We start from the raw sequence: 23,011 nt of genomic DNA on the forward strand, positions 1-23,011 counted from the left end.
GCGAGCCGCGGCCGATGCCGCAGACGCCGTGGCCGCTGGTGCAGCCGGCGCCGAGGCGCGCCCCGAACCCGACCAGCAGACCCGCGAGGACCAGGATCGGGAACGACGCCCCGACCGTCACCGGCGGCAGGCTGCCTCCCAGGCCCGCGTAGGCGAGCGGTGCCAGGACGAGGCCCGCCACGAAGGCGGCCCGCCATCCGGTCTCGCGCGAGGGCGGGGCGAGCAGTCCGCCGAGGATGCCGCTGATGCCGGCGATGCGTCCGTTGAGGAGCAGGAACAGGGCCGCGGAGGCGCCGATCATGGCACCGCCGGCGAGGACGCTGACAGGCGTGAAACCGTCCATGGAGATCCCTTTGGAGATGCGGCTGAAGGAAACCGGCAGGCGGCGCTTGATCCCCAAGGCGCCTGCGAGGTTGACCTGAGGCCGGACACGTCGCCTCCGGCCGCCTTAATTTTGATGATACTAATTTAGTATTATCTAATGTTATGTCAAGAGGGTGACGTCCGATGGTGCCCGGAACTGCTCAGCGGGTCTCGCTTCACACGGGTGCGCGGGACAACCGCCGCATCGCCGCCGAACTCGATGCGAGCGTGCGCTGGCATGCCGAGCATCCGCAGGCCATCGGCTGTCGTCTGCGCGAGCTCGACGCGGAATGGGACGTCGAACGGACGCGGGAGGTCAACGCCGCGACGCTGGCGCTCACGGGAACGGTCCTGGGCTTGACAGCGGATCGGCGGTGGCTCGCCCTGTCGCTGGGGGTGACCGCCTTCCTGCTCCAGCACGCCGTCCAGGGCTGGTGCCCGCCGTTGCCGGTGCTCAGACGGCTCGGCTTCCGCACGGCCCGGGAGATCGAGGTCGAGCGCAACGCCCTGAAGACGCTCCGTGGTGATTTCGGGCCCATCGGACCCGGACCTGGCGATCACGACAGCCGGGCTGGCCACGCGCTCATAGCGGCCAGGCCCTGACGGACGGCGTTGGGGATACCGCCGCGCTCCCCAAGCTAGTGGCTAGATCTGCGGCTTTTTTTACCGGGCGTGAGGGTCTGCTTGCGACCCGACAAGGCCATTCAATGCCCGCAGCCGAGATCCCCAAAGCAGACGAAGCTCACAATCGCTGAGAGGCTGACTTTCGGCTATTGTTTCTTTCGAGAAGCTCTCGTTGGGAGGTTGCCTCTAAGGTCCTTTGCTGCCAGCGAAACATATAGGCATGGGTTGAGCCCAATCGCTTTCAATGCGATAGGCCCAGCAGGGTGCGCGGTCCGTCTAGTCGGGCCGGCAGGTCGAGCGCTGGTCGGGCCGCCAGCGCGGGAGACTCGTGCTCGTGCCGTCCCATTCCCACGCCGTTCCGCGGCGTCGCCGCCCTGTGTCGGCGCTTCGCGACATCCTCGTCAGCGAGGCCGGCGGCGGCCTTGTCCTGATGGCCAGCGCCGCGCTGGCGCTCGCCGTCGCCAACTCACCGCTGGCGGACACCTACTTCGCCGCGCTGAAGACCTATCTCGGCCCGCTGTCGGTCCTGCACTGGATCAACGACGCCCTGATGGCGGTGTTCTTCATGCTCGTCGGGCTGGAGATCAAGCGCGAGGTCCTCGACGGGCGCCTGCGCACCTGGCCCGACCGTATCCTGCCGGGGCTTGCCGCCTTGGGGGGAATGGCCGCGCCGGCCCTCGTCTACGCCGCGGTGAACTGGAACTCCCCGGAGACGCTGCGCGGGTGGGCCATTCCCGCCGCCACCGACATCGCCTTCGCCCTCGGCGTCCTGGCGCTGCTCGGGTCCCGGGTGCCGGTCTCCCTCAAGATCTTCCTGACGGCGCTCGCCATCATCGACGACCTCGGCGCCGTGCTGATCATCGCCCTGTTCTACACCGCCGACCTGTCGCTCCCGATGCTGGGCGGGGCCGCCGTGACGCTCGCCGCGCTCTACGGTCTCAACAAGGCCGGCGTGGCACGCCTGTGGCCCTATCTGCTGCTCGGCGTCGTCCTCTGGGTGTTCGTTCTCGCCTCGGGCATCCACGCGACCATCGCCGGCGTGCTGCTGGCCCTGACGATCCCCCTGCGCCTGAGCGTCGGCAAGCCGGACGACCCAACCTCGCCGCTTCACATTCTGGAGCACGCCGTCCATCCCTGGTCGGCCTACCTCATCCTGCCGGTCTTCGGCTTCGCCAACGCAGGGGTGTCGCTCGCGGGGATCACGCCGCGCATGCTGCTTGACCCTGTGACGCTCGGCGTGGCGCTCGGTCTGTTCGTCGGCAAGCAAGTCGGGGTGTTCGGCCTCGTCCTCGCCGCCGTGAAACTCGGGCTGGCGCAGCGCCCGGCCCATGCCGGATGGTGGCAGGTCTACGGCGTCTCGCTCCTGTGCGGCGTCGGCTTCACCATGAGCCTGTTCATCGGCCTGCTCGCCTTCGCAAACGCGCCGGAGCTCGAAGCCGAAACCAAGGTCGGCGTGCTGATCGGCTCGCTCGCCTGCATGGCCGCCGGGGCGCTGGTGCTGCGGTTCGCCCCGGCCCGCCCGGCAGGCCGCTGAGCCGCGACCAGCCGCGCTCCATCGGGGCGCGGCGCCTCAATCGACATCCCAGAACCAGGTGAAGCATCATGCCTCGTCAGTTCCCGCGGCGTCGTCCCGGCGCCATTGAGGGCCGTCTCTCCGACCTCATCCTCGCCCTCACCGGGGTCCTGCTCCTCGGGATGGGGATGCTAATGCTGCTGTCGTGGCTATCGGGGGATGCCGAGGGCGCCATGGCCGGTTACGGCATGACATCCAACTCATGACGTCCACACCCTTCCGGCCCGACGACCGATGACGACGTTCACCGCAATGCTGCGCGAGCTCTACGAAGGGGAAACGGAGCGTGCGCACCGCTTCCGCTACGCCCTGCTCGTGTTCGACGTGGCGACCATCGCCTTCGTGGTCGTCACCTCGTTCCTGCCGCTGAGCCCATGGATCGTCGCCTGCGACGTAGCGGTGGGCCTGTGTGTGCTCCTCGACTTCGCCGCCCGCCTGCTCGTCAGCCGCGCGCCGCTGCGCGAGTTCCGTCACCTCAGCACCTGGGCGGACCTCGTGGCGGTGGCGTCGTTCCTCGCCCCATTGCTAGTCGAGGGCGTCGGCTTCCTGCGCATCCTGCGGACGCTGCGCATGCTGCGCACCTACCACCTGCTGGAGCGGCTGCGGCAGGACAGCGGCCTGTTCCGCCGCAACGAGGACGCGATCCTGGCCGCGACCAACCTCATGGTCTTCGTGTTCACGATGACCGGCATCGTTTACGCCACCCAGCACGACCACAACCCGGCCATCCAGACGCCGGTCGACGCGCTGTACTTTACGGTCACCTCGCTGACGACGACGGGCTACGGCGACATCACCCTGCCGGGCCCGACAGGTCGGCTTCTGTCGGTGTTCGTGATGATCTGCGGCGTCACCCTATTCTTCCGCCTCGCGCAGGTGGTGTTCCGCCCCTACAAGGTGCGATTTCCCTGCACCGCCTGCGGTCTGCAGCGGCACGAGCCGGATGCCGTGCACTGTAAGGCCTGCGGCAACATCCTGAACATCCCCGACGAGGGAGCCTACTAGCCGTCGAAGGCAATGTCGCGGAAGCGCCGGTAGCGATCCTCCAGATCGGCGAGGTCGGACGGGTCCGTCACGTCGCGGCGGGCCGCGGCGATAACGAGGCCGGCATGGCGGGAGAGTTCCGCCGCCCGGTCGGGGCGCCTCTCGACTTCGGCGACGCGGGCGAGCACGTCGAGCATCCGGCCGAGCACGTGGACTGAGCCGGCCGCATTCTGCCGGATCATGTGGAACATGGCATCGCACAGCCCGTCGTAGTCCGTGACCGGATGGACGAGGACGGCGCGGCCCTCGCGCAGCACCACGCCGGTCGGCAGGTGCCGCGGCGCGATCCGGCACAGGGCGTCGCCGAGATGGTCGACCACGCTGCCGGCCGTGAACGGGTCGTTGATGCCGGGCGAGAGCGCCCGCACCGCGATCTCGACCAACTGCCGCACCGAGTATTCCGGGTCCTGGAGCGCGGCGGGCCGGCGCCCGAGCGTCACCGCGTCGAGGATCGCTTCCTCGGCGCCCTCGACCGTCGCGGACAGGAACGCGACGGGGAAGCCGCTCGGCACGTAGTCGCCGGGCCGCACCCGCAGGGTGACCCTGACTTCGCGCGCGACGGCCCAGTCCGCCAGGGCGTCCTCGTCGAGGGCCTGGACGTAACCGCCGCCGGTCGGGGCCAAGGCTTTTCCCGTCGGGGCATCGTCGGGACGAGCAGAACCCGGCTCATCCCGGGTATGGGTCGCGATGGCCTTGCATAGGTCCTGCTGGACGGCGTCGACGACGGTCTCGATGTTGATGCTCGTGGCGATGTGGTGGACGAACCAGACCAGCGTGCCGACCGCCACCAGCGCCAGCACGAGGGCGCCGGTGATCGCAATGTGCGGGACGAACGGGGCTTCCTCCACCGTCCGCACCGTGCGCAGGACCATGAGCGCGTAGGCGAAGGTGCCGAGGAAGATGCCGAGCACCGTCTGGTTGCGGCCGTCTCGGATGAAGTTGCGCAGGAGTCGGGGACCCATCTGCCCGGAGGCCAGGGTCAGGGCGGCGATGGTGATGGAGAAGGTCGTGCCGGCGACCCCGATGTTCGAGGAGGCGATGGCGCTGAGGAGCGCCCGCGCGCCCTCGGCCCCGCCGGAATAACCCCAGTTCGTGTCCGGCGAGGACGCGTCGTAGCCGGCGACGTGGGCCGTCTCCAGCCAGACCCCGAACTGAGCCAACAGGATGCAGCCGAGGACGACGAGGGCCGGCCGGAGCCAGAACATGTCGCCGAGGATTTCCAGCCAGGCTTTGACGCGTGCGCTCATCGTTGCGGACCGACCCCTTCCGAGCCCGGCAACGACCGGCACGATGGGGCGTTCCGGATGACCGCTGGCGGGAAGGACGGCCCTTGATCTCGATCTTCGACCTCGCGGCGATGCTGCTGACGCTGTCGGCGCTGTTCGGCTGGCTGAACCGCCGCTTCCTGAGGATGCCCCACAGCATCGGCCTGCTCGTGATGGGGCTCCTCGCCTCGCTGGCGCTGGTGCTCGTCGACGTCGCCTTCCCGGCCCAGCACCTCTACCAGGACCTGACGAACGTCCTCGACCAGGTCGATTTCACCGGCGTGGTCATGAACGGCATGCTGGCCTTCCTGCTGTTCGCCGGGGCGATGAACCTCGACCTCCGGGCGCTCCGGGAGCGGGCCATGGCGGTGGCGACCCTCGCGCTGCTCGGGACCGTCATCTCGACCGCCCTGGTCGGCGGGGCGTTCTGGGCGGCGGGGCAGGCGCTCGGAACCCCGCTTCCGCTGGCTTGGGCCCTGGTGTTCGGCGCGCTGATCAGCCCGACCGACCCCGTCGCGGTGCTGGCCACCCTGAAGAACGTGGACGTGCCGGAAGCCCTCGAAATCGAGATGCAGGGCGAGGCGCTGTTCAACGACGGCATCGGCATCGTGCTGTTCACGGTGCTCGTGGCCTTCGCGTCCGGCAAGGGCGGCGAGGCGACCAGTGCGGGTGGGGTGGCCACGCTGCTCGTGCACGAGGCCGGGGGCGGCGTGCTGCTCGGCGTCGTGACCGGCTACGTCGCCTACCGCGCGATGAAGGCCATCGACGACTTCCCCGTGGAGGTGCTGATCACCCTGGCCCTCGTGACAGGCACCTACGCCGTCGCGCAGAAGCTCGGGGCGAGCGGGCCGCTCGCGGTGGTGGCCGCCGGGCTGCTGATCGGCGAGCGCGCGCCGCGCTACGCGATGAGCGACACAACCCAGAGGTACGTCTACGCCCTGTGGACCCTGATTGACGAGGTGCTGAACTCGGTCCTGTTCCTCCTGATCGGCCTGGAGGTGCTCGTCCTGCGCTTCCAGGTGGCCGGCCTGGCCCTGGCAGCCTGCGCCGCCCCCATCGTGCTGTTCGCCCGCCTCGTCGCGGTCTCGACACCGGTCCTGCTGTTCCGCTGGGGCGGCAACCTCTCGCTCGGCAACGTGCCGTTCCTGACCTGGGCGGGGGTGCGCGGCGGCATCTCGGTGGCGCTGGCACTCTCGATCCCGGAAAGCGATGCCAAGCCGGCCATCCTGGCCGCGACCTACGCCGTGGTGCTGTTCACCATCGTCGTACAGGGCTCAACCCTCGGCCTCGTGGCGCGACGTACCCTTCGAGCGAACTAGACGGTCGCCGGACGCCTCCCGGTGGATACGAGCCAGGAGACGGACCATCAATGGGCCCGTGGAGGGACGTAGGCGAGCGCATCGATACGTCCGCTCGGATGGGTCGCCCGCCGGAAAGCGGACCGGCAGTCATCCACCCAATTCTGCCATGCCTGACGAGGAACTTGGCAGCCCGATCGCCCGCGATCTCGTCTGTTTGACGTTGCCGCCGTCGTCGCGGCATCCCTACCATTCACTGTGCCATCCCGCCTCGCTCGACCTCTCGCTCGATCAATCGCAGCCGCACCAGCAGCTCGTCCCGCCCCATCGTCGTCCGCTTCAGTTCCTGAATATCCGCTCGATCACGGGCGATGTCGGCCTCGATCGGGGCCTTCAGCGCCGTCGCGCCGGCGCCGACGATGGCGAGCAGGAAGCCGCCGGCGGTGATCAGCGTCTTGAACGTGCTCGACAGTGAGAACTGGCCCTTGCGCAGGGCGTCCGCCTGAGCTTCCGAGAAGTCGCGGCCCTGCGCCTCGATCTTTGCCAGAATCGACTCCGTCTGGCGGCGGTTCTCGCTGCGCATCTCCTTGAACTCGTCGGCCACATCCCGGCGCAGGGTGTCGAGGTTCGTCTCCAGCTTCGAGACCCGCGCGGGGAGCGCGGCACGCTCCTCGTCTGTGATGGTGTGGGGCAATGTCGGCGACATCGGTGGATCCCTCGTCGCGCTCTCAGCGCTTGGCCTCGGCCGCTCTGGATTCGATGAACTTGTCGGCTGTGCGCGCCGCCATGTAGGCGCCGATCCCGACCGTCAGCAGCGACCATAGGGCGTCCGGCACGCCCGCCAGCGCCCTCACCACCTCGGCCTGCAGCCCGAGCATCGGCGCCACCACGCCGACCCAGGTGATCATCGCCAGCGCCCAGATCACCGTGATCGGCCGCGCATTGCGCGCAAGCGGGCTTTCCGAGGTGGCATCGGCCCGCATCACATCGGCCATGGCGCGGGTGAGGTCGGATTGCTGGTCGATCAAGGCCCGCTGCAGGTCGAGTTGCGCCTGCATGCGCTGGCCCTCGTCGGGAATCACCTTCTGCAGAACGGGGCCGAGGGCCCCGAGCAGGGCGGGGAGGATCGCGAGGAAGCCCATCGTCACGCGCCTTTCTGCATGTTGAGGCGTAGGGTCGAAAGGAGACGGTTCAGCAGACCGATCAGCGCGGTTGCGGGGGCGAGCGCCGCCGCGACCGGAACAGGCGATGGCGCGACCTCGCTGGCCGCCCGGAGGGCCGCGAGAAACACGCCGTGATACCCCGCGATGGGCGCGCCGTTCTTTGGCCCGTCGCCATTGATGATGGCGCGGGCGCCGATGGGATCGTCGGTGGTGGCGTCAAAGTACCGGCTTAGGCGATGTCCCTTCCGGAAGAGTCCATCGCGGGCACCGATCACGAGGATCGCCGCGCTGGTCGCGGGCACCAGAGCGAGATCCGGGTTGCGGACGAGATCGACGCCGAGGAGCTGGCCGAACAGCCGGTAATTGTCGAGCCAGGTGAGCTGCGCCGCACCGCGACCGTAATAGATCTTCCCATCGACCGCCGCGCCGTAGGGATGGCCGTGTCCTTTCCCGATCTCGCGGAGGGACAGATCGAGGCGGCATTCGTGCCAGGCCGTGGCCAGCGTATAGGCGACATGGCGCGGGTCGCTGGGCCCGCCGAAACGGTCCCACGCATCGAGCAGGCCGTTCAGGCCGTCGACTTCCGTTTGGGAGAGGCGAGAGCCGAGCAGCCCGCTTTCACGCAGGCGCGCGAAGAAGGCCGCCCGCGAGAGGGCAGAGTTCAAGGCAAGTCTCCCTTTGTGGAGGACGAAAGGCGGAGGCGTTGCGCAAGGCCACGCCGCGTCGCGCGGGCCTACGGACTGTCGGCCAGGAGGTAGATCTGAAGGCCCGCCAGGTTCACCGTGAAGCCTTGATCCGAGTAGCTGTACATCCGCAGGCGATCCCCCGCGTTCTGGGAGGCGATGCGGCTGTAGGGATAGGTCGAGCGCATGCCGGGCGTCGGCCCCACGATGTGCCACACGAACCACGGCCCATCGTCCTCGGCGGTGGAGACCCCGACGCCGTATTGCGTGCCCGCCGCGGTTTTATCGCCCACCCGCAGGGTGCCGTTGATCAGGTACAGGCCCCGGCGCGGGCAGGTGTACCAGTTGTCCGCCGTGCTCCAGTTGCCGCCCGGATCGCTGCGGACCCGCGCGAGCCCGACGCGCGTGAAGGAAGCCGGGATGTCCTGGAGCGAGCCGTTCGCGACATCCACGTAGGTGAGATCATTCCGCGTCGGGGCTTGGGCGTTCACCGTCCACTTGTTCGCGCCGTTGCTCTGGAGTGCGAGGCTCGCATAGGGCGTGACCAGGGCGGCAGCGGCGAGCCCGCTGATCGTGTCGGCACCCTGGGCGACCAAGGTGATGGGCTTGGCGGCCGAGCAGGCGCCGCTCTCGTCCAGAACGGTCAGCGTCGCGCCCGGCGGATAGGACGAGGCGGCGGGCAGGGTGAGCGTGCGGCCCGCCGTGAGGGCGATGACGGCAACCGTCCGGTCCCCCGGCTGGATCGTGGCCGAGGCGTCGCTCACCTGCCGCCGCGCGCGGGAGGCGGCATCGCCCGCATCGACATAGGCCGTGGTGGCGAGCTTCGTGGAATTGTCGCCCGCCGCGGGCGTCGGCGCCGTGGGAGAGAGGTCGAAGCTCACGATCCCCGTCGCGGCCGCCGCCGTGAGGGCCGTGCGGAACACCGAACCGTCTGGCGAGGTCTTGAGCACGAAGTCGTCGCCGCCCAACGTCCCGAACAGGGCACGGCTCGACCATCCCGTCTGGAAGACGAAGCCCGCATCCTTGGCGGCGGCCTTCTTGTTCACGGTCAGGCGCATGTCGCCGGAGCCGGGCGTGACGTCATCCCAGGCGAACAGCGCCGCGTCGGATTTGAGGGCGAGGCGGTTGGTCGTGTCCGCACTCGCGTTGATGCCGAGCATGCCGGTCGTGCCCGGTCCGCCGCCGCTGCCCCCGCCCTGGACGGCCGTCCACGCCTGACCGGTGAAGGCGTAGATCAGCTTCTCGTCCAGCACGTAGGCGAGCCATCCGGGCTTCGCGTTGAACGCAATCCATTGGCCGTCCTGATAGCGGACGATCCGGCCCGCCCAGCCCGACCACGCCCCGGTTGGCGCCGAGGACGCGATCAGGTAGCGGTCGCCCTCGGCCGGGTTCGCGGGCGGCGTCGCCAGATCCTTGTCGAGGCAGGCGAGCTGCACGAGGCTGTCGAGGACGATCAGGGCCTCGTTGTGGGTCACGTGCTTCTGCGACTGGGCCGCCGCCATGAGCGGCAACCCGAGCACGGGGGACAGGTCAGACATAGAGCGTCGTCCTCAGGGCCGCGCCGCGGCCGTAGGTCTGGGAAATCTGGGCGAGCGCGATCGACAGGCGCGTGACCGGCCCGCCGAAATCCGCGTTCTGATCCGCCACGGCGTAGAGGGCGGAGGGGCTGGCCGTCCGGATCGTGCGGACCACCGCGCCGTCTTTGAGGATGTCGAGGCCGTAGGCTTCCCCCTCCTCGTTGAGCGGCACGTCGGCCTGCTCCCACGCATCGCCGCCGACCCGCGTCCGGCGCAGCCAGGTCACGGTGAGATCGCCGTTGCCCGCCCGGCGCAGGCGGGCTTGCGCCGGGGCGTAGGGGCGCAGGCCGACCCCCACCGTCGCGACGGTCGCCGCGCTCCAGGCGCCGCCATCCGGCGCCGTGCCGACCGGCCCCCACCGGTAGGCAACGGGTTGCGTCCGCGTGGCGAGCGGCGCCGAGGATTGCTCCAGGGCGTCCGTCAGCACCACGAAGGGCGCGCCCGGGGGAGTCGGGCCGCCCATGAACGGCTCCGTCCCGAGCTGCCCGCGCAGGAGCCCGGTCAGCCGGTAGCGGCCGGGCGCCAGGAGGGCGGCGTTCGCCCATTGCACGATCTCCCATTGCCCGGAGGGCGTGAGGATCGCGGCGACGTTGCCGCCGTTGAGCACGTCGATCTCCGGCAGGGAGACGAGTTCCGCATCGGCCGGGACGGTGACGTAGAGGGCGTTGACCCGATCCCACCGCGCCACCGGCCCGCTGGAGAGCGGCCCCGTCAGCGCGCCGATGATCGAGCGGGCGCCGATCGTGGCATCCGCCTCGAACGCTCCGCCCGCCCGCGAGCGCTCCACGGCGATCGGGCTCCACGGCCGCGTGTAGCCCGCATAGGTCAGCGCGTGCGGGATCGCGTCGGGGCGCAACAGCGGCAGGTCCATGGCCTGCCACAGGCCCACGCCGACCGCCGCCAGAGCGGAGGGCGGGCGCGTCGTCGCCGACCCGTCGCGGTAGACGTAGATCGCGGCATCGGACCGGATGGCCGTGACCGGGCGACCCGCCTCCGTGCCGACGCGCCCGAGCCTGTAATCGGCCGCGGTCCCGGCGAGGGAGAGGGTCACCACGTCGAGGGGGTCGAGGGCGAGCGCCGAGGGCGGCAGCACGCAGGTGGCCTGCTCCCGCTCGATCACGCCCTGATAGAGGATCGCTTGCGCGATCCCCCGCGCGGCCCGCTCCTCGATGACGAGGGGCAGGTTCACCCGCGACACGGCGGCCGAGCGCCCGCCGAGGCGGCGCGCCTCGACGGAGCCGGACTGGTAGTTCCGGGCCGGGTCGAGGTAGGTCAGGGCGACGACGCCCGGCAGCGCGGTCTCCTCGGTACGCGTGAGGGTGAAGTCCTTCGCCGGACCTTGGCTCGAACCTTGGCCCTTCCCGGCCGCGACGAGATCCCCCTCCGTGAAGTGGGCGACCGCCGCGCTCGCCAGCGAGCGGAACACGATCCGCCCCTGCGACTCGGCGCCGTCGAAGAAATACGCCTGCCGCAGCGGCCCGATCGCGTCCCGCGGCGACTGCACCTCCGCCACGGTGTAGCCCTGCACCACGCCGTCGAGGCCGGACACGTCGAGGGGCACGCCGACCTCGCCGCACAGCTCGGCTACCACGTCCCGCAACGGCGCGAGGCCGAGGCGTCCGTTGATCCAGTGCCCGAGGGCGTAGTTGCCCGCATCCGACCAGACATCCGACTGACGGGGAAACTCCGGGTAGGGCCGGGCATCCCAGGTCCAGACGAAGATCCGCGACGGCACCACCATCCGCCCGCCATCAGCGCCGACCGGATTGTTGGCCGGGTCCGCCCACCATTCCAGCGCCGTCGCCAGGAACGCGCGCTGCATCGAGAGGTCCTGCCGCCCGTTGGAATAGTAGGGCGGAAGGCTCTCGCTCGATTTGGGGTCCACGAAGACGTTGGGCTGGTTGGCGCCCTTGTCGATGCATGGGCACCCGATCTCGGTGAACCAGATCGGCTTGGAACCGGGCACCCAGGCCGTGGCCGCGGCGCTGCGGACGCCGCCCGGCCGGTCGTGGTGGGCGTTGCCCCACCATCCGGCCAGATCCTTGAGCCGGAACACCCAATCCTCGCCGTAGGCCGTGTCCGCGATCGGCACGCGCCGCTGCGCGTCCCGGTCGGCCTTGGTCGGGTAGTACCAGTCGTAGAGTTCGCCGCCCCGAATGTTCGCAGCGAGGTAATCCCGGTCGTAGATCGACCGGTGCCCGGCCCGCGCATCAAGATGGGCGAACCCATCGCGCCAATCGGCGACCGGCATGTAGTTGTCGATGCCGATCATGGTGATGTTGGCGTCCGCCCAGAGCGGGTCGAGGTGGAAATGCACGTCGCCCGATCCGTCCGCCGGGCGGTGGCTCGCATATTCGGTCCAGTCGGCGCCGTAGGTGATCGCCACGGACGGGCCGAGGATCGCCCGCGCATCGGCCGCGAGGCTCCGGAGCTGCGCCACCGCCGGATAGGTCGCGGCGTCCGAGCGGAGCGTCGTCAGCCCGATCAGCTCCGAGCCGATCAGGAACGCCTCGACGCCCCCGGCCGCCGCCGCGAGTTTCGCGCAGGACAGGACGAAGCGGCGGAAGCTCCATTCCGCCGCCTTGGCACAGGTCACGGTCGCGCCGTCATAGGCGAGGTCGCCCGGAGTGACCGTGCCGAAGAACGCCGCCACGTCGGAGGCCACCGCCGCGCTCTTGTCCGGGCTTCCCGGCAGGCCCGGCGCCGGGTGGCAGGTGATGCGCCCGCGCCAGGGGAAGGCCGCCTGCTCCGCCCCGCCATAGGGGTCCGGCAGGCCGTTGCCCGCCGGGATGTCCATCATCACGAAGGGGTAGAGCGTGACCGCGAAGCCGCGCGCCTTGAGCGACTTGATCGCGGCCACCACCGACCCGTCGGCGGGTGCCCCGCCGAGATAGGGCGTACCCGCCGCGTCCCGGCTGACGAGCGGCGCCGTCGCGCGGGTGAGGCCGCCTGCCCGCCACGCGAGCGAGGCCGCCTTGGTGGCGTTCTCGACCTTCGGCACGATCCGGCAGGTCCCGACACGCAGGTCGGTCCCATGCCACGCCACCACGAGGGACACGGCCTTGCAGGCGGGCGCCTCGGCCTGGAGCTGATCGAGCGCCTTGTCGAAATCGACGCCGCCGCTCACCCCGTTCTGCGCCGCGATCTGCCCCATGCTCGATGAGGTCACGGGCACGGTCGCGTAGACGTATTCGCCCATTGCCGGGATCAGGGTGACGGCCGGGATCAGGTCCTCGAGCGCCGCCTGCCCCGAGGCCGAGGGCGGGCGCCGGATCACTTCCACGGTGATGACGGGAAGGCGGTTGCCGAAGGCCGCCAGCGGCATGTCGTCGAAGACGAGGTAGGCGAGCCCGCGATAGGCCGGGGCGTTGCCCTGCCCCTCGACGGCCTCGATCCGGGGATCGGGGTTCTGCGTCTCCGAGCCGGTGTAGAGACGGTGCGCGTAGTCGGCGAGGCGGATCGGCTTCCCGTCCGCGTAGACGGGGCCGATCGACGTGATCTCGCCCTCGCACAGGGCGACGGCGAAGGTCACGCTGTAGGCGTATGTGACGTTGTAGACCTTCGGGGTCGGCGCGCCCTTCCCGCCCTTGGTCTTCACCTTCTCCGTGGTTTGCGTCTCCTTGATCTTCGTCGCCCAGATGACCTGTCCGCCGACGCGGGCGCGGGCATAGACCCGTGCGATCACGGCTCCCTCGGTCGAGGCCGTGACGTAGAGGGAACCGAGGCGGGCGCCGACGTTGAAGTGCGGCTTGGGCTTCGATCCGAACAGGGCCTGATCGAGGCGCGACCCGGCGAAGGTGCCGATCGCGCCGCCGATCTGGGCGCCGATCGGCCCGCCTAGGAGGCTTCCGAGGGCATTCCCGGCGATGGAAAGGACGACGGACGCCATGAGGGGGACTCCGGGAAGCGGAAGGCGTAGGCGAGGCGTCGCGCCCAGGCGTCCGGCATCCAGCTCTCCGTGACGGCGTGCCCGTCATAGGCGTGGATGATCCGGCGAGAGGACGACGGCCCCGACGCGCTCAGGATGGCGCAGTGCTTGGCCGGAAGGCCCGGCCGCCAGCGGAACAGGAGCACGTCGCCCGGCCCGGCCTCGTCCAAGCCGATCTCGATGAGGTGGCGGCGGGCGGCGTCGCGCAGGGTTTCCGCCCCGCGATCCTCGGCCCAGGCGGGCGTATACGGCGGGGGCGCCTCCGGCTCGGCGCCGTACAGCGCGGCATAGACGCCGCGCAGGAGGCCGAGGCAGTCGCAGCCGACCCCGCGAAGGGAGGCTTGGTGATGGTAGGGCGTCCCGATCCAGTTCCGCGCCAGGGCGACCGCCCGCAGGCGGATCGGGTCAGCCGAGGCGTCCGCCGTCATGGCCGCCCCCCTGCACCGCGTAGGACGTGGCCGCGTCGTTGCCCGGCATGTGCGGGAAGCCGCGGAAGTTGCGCACGTTGGCGAACTTGTCCCGGCAGGTATCGAGGGCCTTGTCGCAGCCTACGGTGACCTGGAACGTGTCGCCGCCCGCGATCGGCGTCGGCAGCGCCTCCCACAGTTCGAGGTAGGTGCCGGTGCCGAGCACGAGGTGCGTGCGGACCTCGCCGACCGCCCCGGCATGGGCGCCGGTCAGCCACACGAGGCGCCCCGTCTCGAACCACGCCGCCGGATAGGCGGACAGGCCCGAGGCGACGAGCTGACGGTTCGGCGAGGCGCCCGCCGCCGCGACGGTGCCGGTGCCGCGATAGGCCGCCCCGGTCGCTTGCAGGCCGCAGCGGGCATCGCCGAAGGTGGCATCGCAGGACCGCTGATAGAGGCGCCCGCGCGGCTGGTTCAGCCGGTCGGCGAGGCTGCGCACCTCGGCGGTGAAGGCGGCGGCCGTGCGCGCCACCTCGCCCATCGTGCCCGCCAGGATGAGGACGCGATCGGCGGGCGAGGTCCAATCCACCCGCCACACCTCGACGGCGGCGCCGTCGTAGAGGCCGCGCGCCAGCTCGTCCTCCGCGAGCCGCCCGCTGGTCAGGGCGCCCATGATCTCCAGCCCGTCCGCCGCGAGGCCCGCGCTCTGCTCGATCGCGCTTCCGGTGGCGCCGGACTCGGCCGAGCAGATCACGGCATCCAGGGTCACGTCCTCGTCGTGATCGGTGAAGCCGAGCCGGAGCCCGTCCGTGCGGGTGACGATCCAGCAGGTGCACAGCGTCGTGACCCCGCTCGCGAGGCTCGCGGCGAGGCCGGAGGGAAGGGTCTTCATCGGCGCAACTCGATGATGGGGATGTCGGGGACGAGGCCGGCCTGGACGGCGCGGTAATCGATCTCGATCCGGTCGGTGGCGAAGCGCACCGGAACGTCGAACTGGAAGCCGGCGCTGATGGCCGCGCCGGCGGCGGGTGCGCTCGCGAGGGTGACGAGGCCGGTGCCGGTATCGACCGCGAAGGCGTTGGCGGCGAGTTCGCCGCCATTCACGGCGATGCGGACGCTGCCCGGCACGGGCTTGCGGATCGGCCGGTCGTAGGGCGCGAAGGTGCCGCCGTAGCGCTTCGTCAGAGGGAAGACGTGCGTGGTGCCGTCGCCAAGCCCGAGCGTCTGGTCGAGGGGGCTCGGGGCCTCGCCGGGCTTGGCGCTCGAATGGTCGAACACGTCGTGCCAGCGGAAGCCGTAGAGCTGCCCCCGCCTCTCTTCGAAGAAGGCCAGGATGACGGCGACGTCGGCGGCTGTGCGCAGGGCCGGCCCGGCATTGTAGCGGCGCCGGGAATGGCGCCACAGGCTGTTGCGCTCCTCGTCGCCGGACCCGAGCGTCACGATGTCGGTGCGGCGCTCCGGGCCGCCGCGCGAGCCGTAGGCCAGGGCCAGGGGAAAGCGCACCTCGTGGAAGGGCGAGGCCATGCGTCAGAGTCCCCGCGACCCGCGCTGCACGGCGCGGGCGAGGGCCGCCGTCACCTGCGCTTCCGAGCGCAGGAAGGATGGCGCGTCCGGCGTCGTCACCGACATCTGAACCGTCAGGGGACGCGGCCCCTCGCGCGGGGCGGGCGCGGCCGGGACGCCGCGCAAGAGGGGCACGACCTGCCCGTTCTCGTTCGGCACGAACAATTCCCGGCCCATCTCGCCCACCGTGTAGGCGCGGCCCGCTTCGACCGGGCCGCCATTGGCGGCGAAGAACGAGCCGATCGAGCTCGCGGCCGTCTTGGCGAGGCCGGCGAGGCCGCCCACGGCATCCGGCCCGGCGCTCGCCGCCGGCGCGGTGCCGAGCAGGCCGGCGAGCGGCCCCTGGCCGGTGAAGGTCGCCTGCAACGCGGCCCGGGCGATCTGCGCCTGCAGGCCCCGTAGGATGTCCGAGAAGGAGCGGCCGTTCACGATGGCATCCGCGAAGCTGTTCGCCAGCGTGCTCCCGAAATACCGCGCCGTGTCCGCGCTTTGCCGCTGTTGCTGTTCGAGATCGGCGAGCGTGTCCCGGTATTGCGACACGGCGCTCGCCGCCCGGATCACGGCCTGGGTTTCCGCCTCGGTGAGGGCGCGGCCGTTCTGGCTGGCGATCTCCTGCGCTCTGGCGAGCTGCACCGCGACGGCCTTCTCAGCGTTGCTGCGGCCGAAGGCCTCCGCCTCGGCCTTGGCGGCGGCTGCGGATCTCTCCAGCCCATGGACGAAGGTCTCCAGTGGATCGGACGGGTCGGCGCCCTCGCCCCGGGGATGCGACGGCCGGGCATGGGGAGTCTCGGTGAAGAAGCTCAGCGGCCGACGCGGCGGCTCGGGCGGGTCGGCGATCAATGTCGCCGGACGCTCCGGGCCGATGGGGGCGTCGTAGAGGGTGCGGCCGCGTGCCGACTGGCCGGCAATCTCGCCGAGATCGGCGCCGAGGCTGCCCTCGCCCGGCAGGCGCTGACGCGGCGCGAGCGGCGATTGCGTGTCCCCGGCGCGGGCGGCCTTCAGCATCGCGTCGAGGAAATGGCCGGCATTGACCGCGGCCTTGGCCGTCGTCTCGACGATGGCGAGCCAGGCGCGGTCGATCGCGAAGCCCGCCTCCGTCACCGCAAGGGAGGTTTCGAGCACCTTCGCGATGGTCTCGTAGGCCGCGTCCAAGCGGTCCCGGAAATCGACCGCCCGGTCGACCTGCGCTTGCGTGATCAGATCGTCCCGTTTCCGGTCGAGGGCTTCGGCGATGGCGTCGATGTCGAGGCGGCCGGAGCGGATGCGCTCGGCCGTGTCGGCACCGAAGACCTTTTCGGCCAGATCGATGGCCGCGAGCGACAGGCCGAGATCGCGCAACTCCTGCATGGCGGTGATGACCGCGCGCAGGCGCGTCTCCGCGTCCCTGGCCCCGAGGTAATCCGCGAGCCCCTTGGACTGGAAGTCGCCGGTATAGCCGCTCTGAAAGAGGTCGATGAGCTGCTTGCGGACGGGATTGTCCTGCTCGAATTTCGGTATCGTCGCCTGCGAGGCGTGGCGCAGCGCCCGGTCGATCTCCTCGACCGCGAGGCCGGAGGCCTTCGCCGCCTCCTGAAAGCGTTGCAGGAGACCGATGCCGAAGCCGGTCCGTTCGGCCTCGACGCTCAGCGCGGTGAACTTGGCGATCTGCGCATTGGCCGCCGACACGGCCGCCGAGAGGGTGAGGTAGGCCCCGCCCGCCACGCCGAGCGCCACCGCGAATTGCCCCAGCACGGGCAGTTGCGTCGCCACCGAGCCGAGCGCCGTCGTGGTGGCGGCCACCCCCGCCCGCGCGCTCGCCGTGGCCGTGTTCGAGGTCACGGCCGCCGCCGTGAACGCTGTCGCCACGCTCTGCAGCGTCGCGCTCTCGGCCGCCACGGCGGCGCTCGTGGCCCCCGCAATGGCCTTCACGTCGGCACTCACAGCGGTCACGGCCCGGGCCGCATTGGCCTTCATGCCCTCCAGCGCCGCGCCGAAGCCGTTGGTGTTGGCGGCGCCGCCCGCCATCGCCACCCCGATCTGGGTCATGTTGCCGACGATCTGCGCCGCGAGATTCGCCATGGCGGTTTGCGCGCGGGACGTGTCGGCGGCGAACTGGATGACGAGGGGTTCGGCCATCGGGTCGGGATCGGCTTCGGGTGGGAGGGTTCACAGGACGACGTGGGGCATGGAAGACTGGTCCCGTCGCGGACACACACGGGGGCGGCGGTGACGGAGACGTCTTCGAAGACGGTACGGGCGGGGATCGCAGCGATCCCGCTCTTGAGCGACCAGGAGGAGGCCGCGCTTCAGGCGGCCATTGCCCAGGACCCGGACAATCCGGAGCTCACCGACGAGCAGATCGCCCAGATGCGCCCGGCCCGCGAGGCGCTGCCGCCCGCGCTCTACGCGGCGCTGACACGCCGGCGGCCGAAGGTCGGCGACGGCTGAGCGCAATCGCCGGATGCGCACGTGCGAATAGGCAACTGTTGCCGCTTTCCTGTTGACGGAGAGGCAATCATTGCCTATGAGTGGCCTGCCGACGGGGGCTGGCGATGGCGACGATCCAGCGTTTCAGCACGTGCAAGATCGCCATCTATGCCGACGACCACCATCCGCCGCATTTTCACATCGAGGGACGCGGCTGGCGCGCCTTGGTGGTGATTGCGACGATGGAGGTTCAGGTCGGCGATGCACGTCGCGGTGGTGACGCGCTAGAATGGGCCCAGGCGAACCGCGACCTGTTGCAAGCCGAGTGGGACCGGTTGAACCGGAGGAGCTGAGACCGTGGACGCGCAAAGCATCAAGGCGATCCGGCCGGCTTCGGGCCGCACCCTCATCGTGACGTGGAAGAACGGGACGGAGACGCCGGTGGATGTCGGCGCCCATCTCGACGCCTACACGGTGTTCGCCCCGCTGCGGGACGATCCCGCCGCCTTCGGCGTGGTGTCGGTCGGCGAATGGGGCTGGAACGCCCATTGGACCGACGACATGGAGATTTCGACCGACACGCTTTGGCGCCTTGCGCTGGAGCAGGGCGCCGCGTGGCTCAAGGCGTGGCGCCTCGGGCGCTCACCGAAGATGAGCCAGGCCGAGGCAGCGGCAGCGCTCGGCGTGTCGGCGCGGATGTGGCGGTATTACGAGGGGGGGACGCATCTGCTGCCGAAGACCGTGCGGCTGGCGGCCATTGGGTTGGATCACGCGGCAGCGGCATAACATACGACTCACAAGTAGAATTAGAAAGATATATTGAACTTTTGTATCGTAGGTCAAACTTTTTATAAAAAGGATATCAAGAGATGCTAACAGACGAAATCGAAAACGCAAAAAGGTTGGTGCGGACAGATGCATATCAAATGTCAATCGGGGAAATCGTAAGCCTGTATGATGACGGGGAGATAATTATCGATCCGGAATTTCAGAGGTTATTTAGATGGGGTAATAGTCAGAAATCGAGACTTATAGAATCTATACTTCTTGGTATTCCTCTACCTCCTATTTTTGTCTTCGAAAAAGAAGATGCAAAATGGGAATTGGTTGACGGACTTCAACGGCTATCTACTCTCCTCGAATTTATGGGAAAATTGAGAACCCCTGAGGGCATGAAGGAACGGCCATCGATTCTCGAATCGACTAAATATCTCCCGTCGCTGCATAACTGTGTATGGGAGAAGTCTGAAAAAATAGAAGATGTTGACGTAGATAATCAAATAGAAGTCGGAAAAATCAACCAGCTTGCGATACGTCGCGCGCGGATAGGAGTTGAAATACTCAAGAGGCCGAGTGACGAACAAACAAAATTCGATCTTTTTCAAAGACTCAATGCTGGAGGAACTATTGCCAATGCGCAAGAGCTACGCAACTGCGTTATGCTGATGGTGAATAAAGAATATTTTCGTATGGTTAAGTCACTTGCCGAGACTGAATCGTTCCGACAGATAACCGGATTTACTGATGATCAAAAAGATAGACAGAAACATATGGAGTTTGCAACGCGATTCCTAATACACTGTTTTACGTCATATGATGGCAAGCTCGATGTAGAAGAGTACATCGATGACGGGACCGTAAAACTTTGCCGTCTCAATAATATTCCTGATGCTCGAAGTGTGTTTATCAGGACATTTGATCTTTTGTTTGCTGCAGTTGGCGAGAATGCGCTACGTCGCTTCGAAGGCGGCCGCTATGTACAGAAAGTCGGACTAGTAGGGCTCGAAGGTATTGCAGTTGGTGTAGCCAAGAATATCGACAATATATTAAACCTTGCGGATCCAAAGTCATATGTTCGAGATCGTTCGCAAGCTTTCTGGGCACAGCAAGAGTCGGCGGGTTTCACATCTCCTGGACTTCGCGGCACTGTGCGATTGACCCGCACAGTGCCGTTTGGCGAGAAGTGGTTTTGCCCATGAGCAAACCTTATACTGAAGATGAATTGTCAAATCAGATAGCTGAGGACCGCGCTTGGCGTATTCGAGAAATATCTGATTTGAAATCGGCGACACGGAGAGCCGATATTAATTTGAGGACCGTGCTACTTAGAGCTGTTGTGACTCTATGCTATGCTCACTGGGAGGGTTCGGTAAGATTTGCAGCCCGCAAATATTTTGAGCACATTGCACTAAGACGTTTGAGATTTGCGGAATTAGATCGACAGTTTCTTCGAAATTACTTTATGCCGCGTCTCGCTGCCCTGTCGCGCTCTAATACGAGTATTGTCGATCGATGTAATTTAGTTGATCAAATATTAAATTCCGGCGATGAAAGATTTGGAAAAGTCAACGATGATTTAATTAACACGCAGTCCAATCTTAATTCTTTCGTAGTCTGTGACATATGTTTGGTCTGCGGCGTCGATTCGAAGTATTTTCACGATGAGTCTGACTTCATTGATATTTTGTTGCTGAAAAGAAGAAACGCGATTGCTCATGGCGAAGAAACATATATACAGGCTGAAGATCTTGACAATATTACTGAAAAAACGATAGACTTGATGCGAACATTTGGAGACTTAATCGAAAATAATATATTTACCAAATCGTATCGGTCCTAATTTGCGAAAATATTAAGTTAAGCCCGCCCCACCGCCATCTCCTCGGCCAACACCCGCGCAAACTCCTCCGCACTGACATCCGGCCCCGCCTCCCCGCCCCCATGCGCCCTCACGAATCCGTCGAGGGCGGCGTGGAAGGAGGGGAGCGTCATGCGGTCGACCTGCTCGGGGGACCATCCGGCGGCGGCCCCGGCGGCGTAGAAGACGGAGAGGTCGCCGGGGCGGTGGGCGCCCTCCCCTCCGTCGCCGGTTTTCCCGGCGGCGCTTTCGGCACGCCGTTCACCGCCGCCGCCACTATGGAACCGGCGAGCGGCAGGAAGTCGACCAGCGGCTCGTCGCGGTAGCGCAGAACCAGGGCGCTCGCCTCCACGGCCGGGGTGCCGCCGCCTTCGAGGCCGAGGCGGATCGTGTCCCACACATCCCGCACCGAGAACTGGTGGCTCGCGATCCGCAGGAGGATCGCGCCAATGCCCGATCCCGTCAGGCGCTCCAGTTCGCCGATCTCGCCGAGGCGCAGTTGAAAGCGGCGGGGCTGGCCGGCGAAGTCAGCGTCGACCACCGTGCGGCCGGTGACAACGTCGGTCATGCCGCCGCCGCCCAGACGAGGGCGTCGTCACCCCGGAACTGCGCCGTGAAGTTCACGAGGCCGTTGTTCTGGCTCGTCAGCTCCAGGCTCTCGAAGAACACCGCACCGGTATAGGAGCCGCCGCCCTGCGCGGCCGTCTTGTCGATCAGGAACTGGTAGCGGTGCGGCGTCTCCGCATTCGCATCGGCCTGGAGGTCCTGAAACCGCTTGGCATCGGCCACGCCCGCCAATCGGCCGCTCCAGCCGCGCGAGGTCAGGATGCTCTTACGGTGCGGGATCGCCAGCGGCGTGTCGCAATCGGGCACCGTCGCATCCTCGAAGGTGTTCGTCTGCGTCAGCGTCTTCGTCTGCGCGATGCAGAGGAAGGTGAAGGTCTCCGGCGAACCGCCGGCCGAGCGCAGCACCCGGAAGCGGTTGCCGGCGAGGAGATCGGGGGAACTCATGGGGCCGCATCCTTCGCGATGGTGGTGGTGAGGTCGAGGAACAGCGCCTTCGGGGCCAGCGGATCACCGTTCCAGCCGTCCTCGTCCTCCACCTCGGCCGTCTCGCGCGGGACCGGCTCGGCCGCCGCGATCATGCGGACAATGCGCGCGAACGGGTTTTCGGTGTCGTCGGCCATGGAGCCAAGGCAAACCTGTTGGGACGGACAATCGGGGGCGCTCACGCGGCGACCGCGCGCAGAACGTCGTTGAAATCCTGATGCTCCGGCGCCCAGGCCACGAAGACCTCGCGGTCCGGCCGGGCGGCGCGAGCGCGGGCGGCTCCGCGCCGCAACGCCGTCTCCGTCGTGAAACGGTCGCTGTCGCCGTCGCCGAGAAGCCAGACCCGCTCCACGCTCGGCGGGATCACGAGGCCGGGGCGGGACAGGTCCGGGACCGGTCCCTTCACCCGCCGCGGCCGCGCGTGGCCGCGCTTATCCACGACGCGCTCGGTCGGATGCGCCACGCTGCCCACCGCGGGGCCGCCGATATTGTCGAGGCTGTAGGCCGCCCAGTAAGCGGCACCGGCGAGGCGATCCCACCCGAGGGCGCTGTGCGCCCGCCAGACCGACAAGACGGTCTCGTTGCCCTCGCCGATCACGAGATCGGTCGGACGGGGCACGTCCACCAGGGGAATATGACCGCCGCCGGCCGAGCCCCGAACCTTGCGAGCCGTCACCCACTCGCCGGTCTCCGGGTCGGCGACGCGGACCTTCCCGTCGGCGTCATCGAGATCGATCCAGGTGGCGTGAAGGCCGGCGAACCGGCCGGACGGCCCGACAATCGCCGCGATCAGCGCCGGGCCCCGATGGACAATGGGCTCGTCGAAGCCCCCGTGGGCGTAGAGCGGATGATCGGGCAGGAAGCGCAGGGGCGCCTGGGGCGGTGCCAGGAGGCCGCGCAAAGCGAGATAGGCTTCGGCTTCGGTGCCGGGCAGCGGCCGCCCGGCCCGCCAGATCTCCCAGCACCGCTTGCGCTCGCGCTCGCGGAACCGTTCCTCGGTGCGCCTGTCCTGTTCCGATTGCCGAGCGCGAAGGGCCTCGCGCTTGGCCAGGGCGTTTAAACGGGCTGCCCGCGCCTCGGCGCTCTCGCCCGCATCACGGCCGGGTGGCTTCCGCCCTGTCAGGATCTCGCAGGCCACGAGAAAATCGCAGGCCTCGAGATAGCGGGTCAACGCGATCACGTCGCCGCCTTCGCCCGAGCCCCGGCAGTTGAACACGCCCTTGCGCAGGCTCACCGCGAACCGGTCGCGCCCACCGCAGACCGGGCATGGCCCGACGAGCTCGCCGGAGGTCCGCTTCAGCGGCGCATGGACCCGCTCCAGCGGCGCCGTGATCGGCACCGCGCGGGCTTGCGCGACCCACTCGGCAAAGGACGATGACGCCATGGCGGCCTCGATCGGGGGATGGGACGGGCACGCGGCCCGGGGCGG

At 68.2% G+C, this 23,011-nt stretch carries 26 protein-coding genes; 10 read left to right on the forward strand and 16 right to left on the reverse strand.

Annotation, left to right across the window (positions count from 1 at the left end; genetic code table 11):
* A partial coding sequence (locus J4O73_RS23200; protein WP_426221245.1) for a YeeE/YedE family protein occupies positions 1 to 343 on the reverse strand: 343 nt, incomplete at its 3' end.
* 164 nt (positions 344 to 507) lie between these two features.
* Here J4O73_RS23200 and J4O73_RS23205 point away from each other — a divergent pair.
* The 4 genes from J4O73_RS23205 to J4O73_RS23220 all read left to right on the forward strand — a co-directional run bounded on the left by J4O73_RS23205 (position 508) and on the right by J4O73_RS23220 (position 3,565).
* Positions 508 to 966 carry a hypothetical protein gene (locus J4O73_RS23205; RefSeq protein WP_426221247.1) on the forward strand — a complete coding sequence of 153 codons (459 nt, stop codon included), beginning with the start codon at positions 508 to 510 and terminating at the stop codon, positions 964 to 966.
* Positions 967 to 1,321: 355 nt separating this feature from the next.
* Complete coding sequence (nhaA, locus tag J4O73_RS23210) at positions 1,322 to 2,521, forward strand: Na+/H+ antiporter NhaA (RefSeq protein WP_426221249.1); 1,200 nt, start codon at positions 1,322 to 1,324, stop codon at positions 2,519 to 2,521.
* 68 nt (positions 2,522 to 2,589) lie between these two features.
* Entirely contained in the window at positions 2,590 to 2,766 is a 177-nt protein-coding gene (locus J4O73_RS23215; protein ID WP_234081562.1) for a hypothetical protein, read from the forward strand.
* A 28-nt stretch (positions 2,767 to 2,794) separates the two neighbouring features.
* Positions 2,795 to 3,565, forward strand: a complete 771-nt coding sequence (locus tag J4O73_RS23220) for a potassium channel family protein (RefSeq protein WP_426221251.1) — start codon at positions 2,795 to 2,797, stop codon at positions 3,563 to 3,565.
* Here the strand turns inward: J4O73_RS23220 and J4O73_RS23225 are convergent.
* Entirely contained in the window at positions 3,562 to 4,851 is a 1,290-nt protein-coding gene (locus J4O73_RS23225; RefSeq protein ID WP_426221253.1) for a DUF2254 domain-containing protein, read from the reverse strand. The two genes, J4O73_RS23220 and J4O73_RS23225, sit on opposite strands and share 4 nt — an antisense overlap.
* A gap of 83 nt (positions 4,852 to 4,934) precedes the next feature.
* Between J4O73_RS23225 and J4O73_RS23230 the strand changes: the two genes are divergently transcribed.
* Positions 4,935 to 6,188: a cation:proton antiporter gene (locus J4O73_RS23230; RefSeq protein ID WP_426221255.1), complete on the forward strand. Its 1,254-nt coding sequence runs from the start codon at positions 4,935 to 4,937 to the stop codon at positions 6,186 to 6,188.
* Between the two features lie 232 nt (positions 6,189 to 6,420).
* On the opposite strand, the gene J4O73_RS23235 is transcribed toward J4O73_RS23230, so the two are convergent.
* The 9 genes from J4O73_RS23235 to J4O73_RS23275 all read right to left on the reverse strand — a co-directional run bounded on the left by J4O73_RS23235 (position 6,421) and on the right by J4O73_RS23275 (position 17,603).
* Positions 6,421 to 6,873: a hypothetical protein gene (locus J4O73_RS23235; RefSeq protein ID WP_426221257.1), complete on the reverse strand. Its 453-nt coding sequence runs from the start codon at positions 6,871 to 6,873 to the stop codon at positions 6,421 to 6,423.
* 22 nt (positions 6,874 to 6,895) lie between these two features.
* Positions 6,896 to 7,309, reverse strand: coding sequence for a 3TM-type holin (locus J4O73_RS23240; RefSeq protein ID WP_426221341.1), 414 nt, complete (start codon positions 7,307 to 7,309; stop codon positions 6,896 to 6,898).
* Positions 7,310 to 7,311: 2 nt separating this feature from the next.
* Positions 7,312 to 7,995 carry a glycoside hydrolase family 19 protein gene (locus J4O73_RS23245; protein ID WP_426221259.1) on the reverse strand — a complete coding sequence of 228 codons (684 nt, stop codon included), beginning with the start codon at positions 7,993 to 7,995 and terminating at the stop codon, positions 7,312 to 7,314.
* Between the two features lie 68 nt (positions 7,996 to 8,063).
* On the reverse strand, positions 8,064 to 9,551 hold the full coding sequence (locus J4O73_RS23250; protein WP_426221261.1) for a DUF2793 domain-containing protein: 1,488 nt from the start codon (positions 9,549 to 9,551) through the stop codon (positions 8,064 to 8,066).
* Entirely contained in the window at positions 9,544 to 13,479 is a 3,936-nt protein-coding gene (locus J4O73_RS23255) for a baseplate multidomain protein megatron (RefSeq protein WP_426221263.1), read from the reverse strand. The genes J4O73_RS23250 and J4O73_RS23255 overlap by 8 nt, the downstream gene beginning before the upstream one ends.
* Entirely contained in the window at positions 13,428 to 13,946 is a 519-nt protein-coding gene (locus J4O73_RS23260) for a peptidase P60 (protein WP_426221265.1), read from the reverse strand. The genes J4O73_RS23255 and J4O73_RS23260 overlap by 52 nt, the downstream gene beginning before the upstream one ends.
* Entirely contained in the window at positions 13,924 to 14,817 is an 894-nt protein-coding gene (locus tag J4O73_RS23265; protein WP_426221266.1) for a DUF2163 domain-containing protein, read from the reverse strand. Before J4O73_RS23265 ends, J4O73_RS23260 begins: the two co-directional genes overlap by 23 nt.
* Positions 14,814 to 15,449, reverse strand: coding sequence for a phage distal tail protein, Rcc01695 family (locus J4O73_RS23270; RefSeq protein ID WP_426221268.1), 636 nt, complete (start codon positions 15,447 to 15,449; stop codon positions 14,814 to 14,816). The genes J4O73_RS23265 and J4O73_RS23270 overlap by 4 nt, the downstream gene beginning before the upstream one ends.
* 3 nt (positions 15,450 to 15,452) lie before the next feature.
* Entirely contained in the window at positions 15,453 to 17,603 is a 2,151-nt protein-coding gene (locus tag J4O73_RS23275) for a hypothetical protein (RefSeq protein WP_426221270.1), read from the reverse strand.
* 90 nt (positions 17,604 to 17,693) lie between these two features.
* Here J4O73_RS23275 and J4O73_RS23280 point away from each other — a divergent pair, with 90 nt between their 5' ends.
* From J4O73_RS23280 to J4O73_RS23300, 5 genes are all read left to right on the forward strand, one after another.
* Positions 17,694 to 17,915, forward strand: coding sequence for a hypothetical protein (locus J4O73_RS23280; RefSeq protein ID WP_426221271.1), 222 nt, complete (start codon positions 17,694 to 17,696; stop codon positions 17,913 to 17,915).
* A 104-nt stretch (positions 17,916 to 18,019) separates the two neighbouring features.
* Entirely contained in the window at positions 18,020 to 18,247 is a 228-nt protein-coding gene (locus J4O73_RS23285) for a DUF4160 domain-containing protein (protein ID WP_426221273.1), read from the forward strand.
* A 4-nt stretch (positions 18,248 to 18,251) separates the two neighbouring features.
* Entirely contained in the window at positions 18,252 to 18,680 is a 429-nt protein-coding gene (locus J4O73_RS23290; RefSeq protein WP_426221275.1) for a DUF2442 domain-containing protein, read from the forward strand.
* Between the two features lie 83 nt (positions 18,681 to 18,763).
* Entirely contained in the window at positions 18,764 to 19,873 is a 1,110-nt protein-coding gene (locus J4O73_RS23295; protein WP_426221277.1) for a DUF262 domain-containing protein, read from the forward strand.
* Positions 19,870 to 20,514, forward strand: a complete 645-nt coding sequence (locus J4O73_RS23300; protein WP_426221279.1) for an MAE_28990/MAE_18760 family HEPN-like nuclease — start codon at positions 19,870 to 19,872, stop codon at positions 20,512 to 20,514. The genes J4O73_RS23295 and J4O73_RS23300 overlap by 4 nt, the downstream gene beginning before the upstream one ends.
* Before the next feature lie 17 nt (positions 20,515 to 20,531).
* Here the strand turns inward: J4O73_RS23300 and J4O73_RS23305 are convergent, their stop codons facing one another.
* Genes J4O73_RS23305 through J4O73_RS23325 form a run of 5 tightly spaced genes read right to left on the reverse strand, consistent with a single transcriptional unit; the run spans position 20,532 to position 22,966 of the window.
* Positions 20,532 to 20,666, reverse strand: coding sequence for a hypothetical protein (locus J4O73_RS23305; protein ID WP_426221281.1), 135 nt, complete (start codon positions 20,664 to 20,666; stop codon positions 20,532 to 20,534).
* Positions 20,663 to 21,100 carry a gene transfer agent family protein gene (locus J4O73_RS23310; RefSeq protein WP_426221283.1) on the reverse strand — a complete coding sequence of 146 codons (438 nt, stop codon included), beginning with the start codon at positions 21,098 to 21,100 and terminating at the stop codon, positions 20,663 to 20,665. The genes J4O73_RS23305 and J4O73_RS23310 overlap by 4 nt, the downstream gene beginning before the upstream one ends.
* Positions 21,097 to 21,543: a hypothetical protein gene (locus J4O73_RS23315; RefSeq protein ID WP_426221284.1), complete on the reverse strand. Its 447-nt coding sequence runs from the start codon at positions 21,541 to 21,543 to the stop codon at positions 21,097 to 21,099. Before J4O73_RS23315 ends, J4O73_RS23310 begins: the two co-directional genes overlap by 4 nt.
* Positions 21,540 to 21,719 carry a hypothetical protein gene (locus tag J4O73_RS23320; protein WP_426221286.1) on the reverse strand — a complete coding sequence of 60 codons (180 nt, stop codon included), beginning with the start codon at positions 21,717 to 21,719 and terminating at the stop codon, positions 21,540 to 21,542. Before J4O73_RS23320 ends, J4O73_RS23315 begins: the two co-directional genes overlap by 4 nt.
* Before the next feature lie 41 nt (positions 21,720 to 21,760).
* A complete protein-coding gene (locus tag J4O73_RS23325) occupies positions 21,761 to 22,966 on the reverse strand; it encodes a DUF7146 domain-containing protein (protein ID WP_426221287.1) in 1,206 nt (401 codons plus the stop codon).
* Positions 22,967 to 23,011: the final 45 nt, after the last annotated feature.

This window comes from Methylobacterium sp. NFXW15, from assembly GCF_049887755.1.
Classification (GTDB): domain Bacteria; phylum Pseudomonadota; class Alphaproteobacteria; order Rhizobiales; family Beijerinckiaceae; genus Methylobacterium.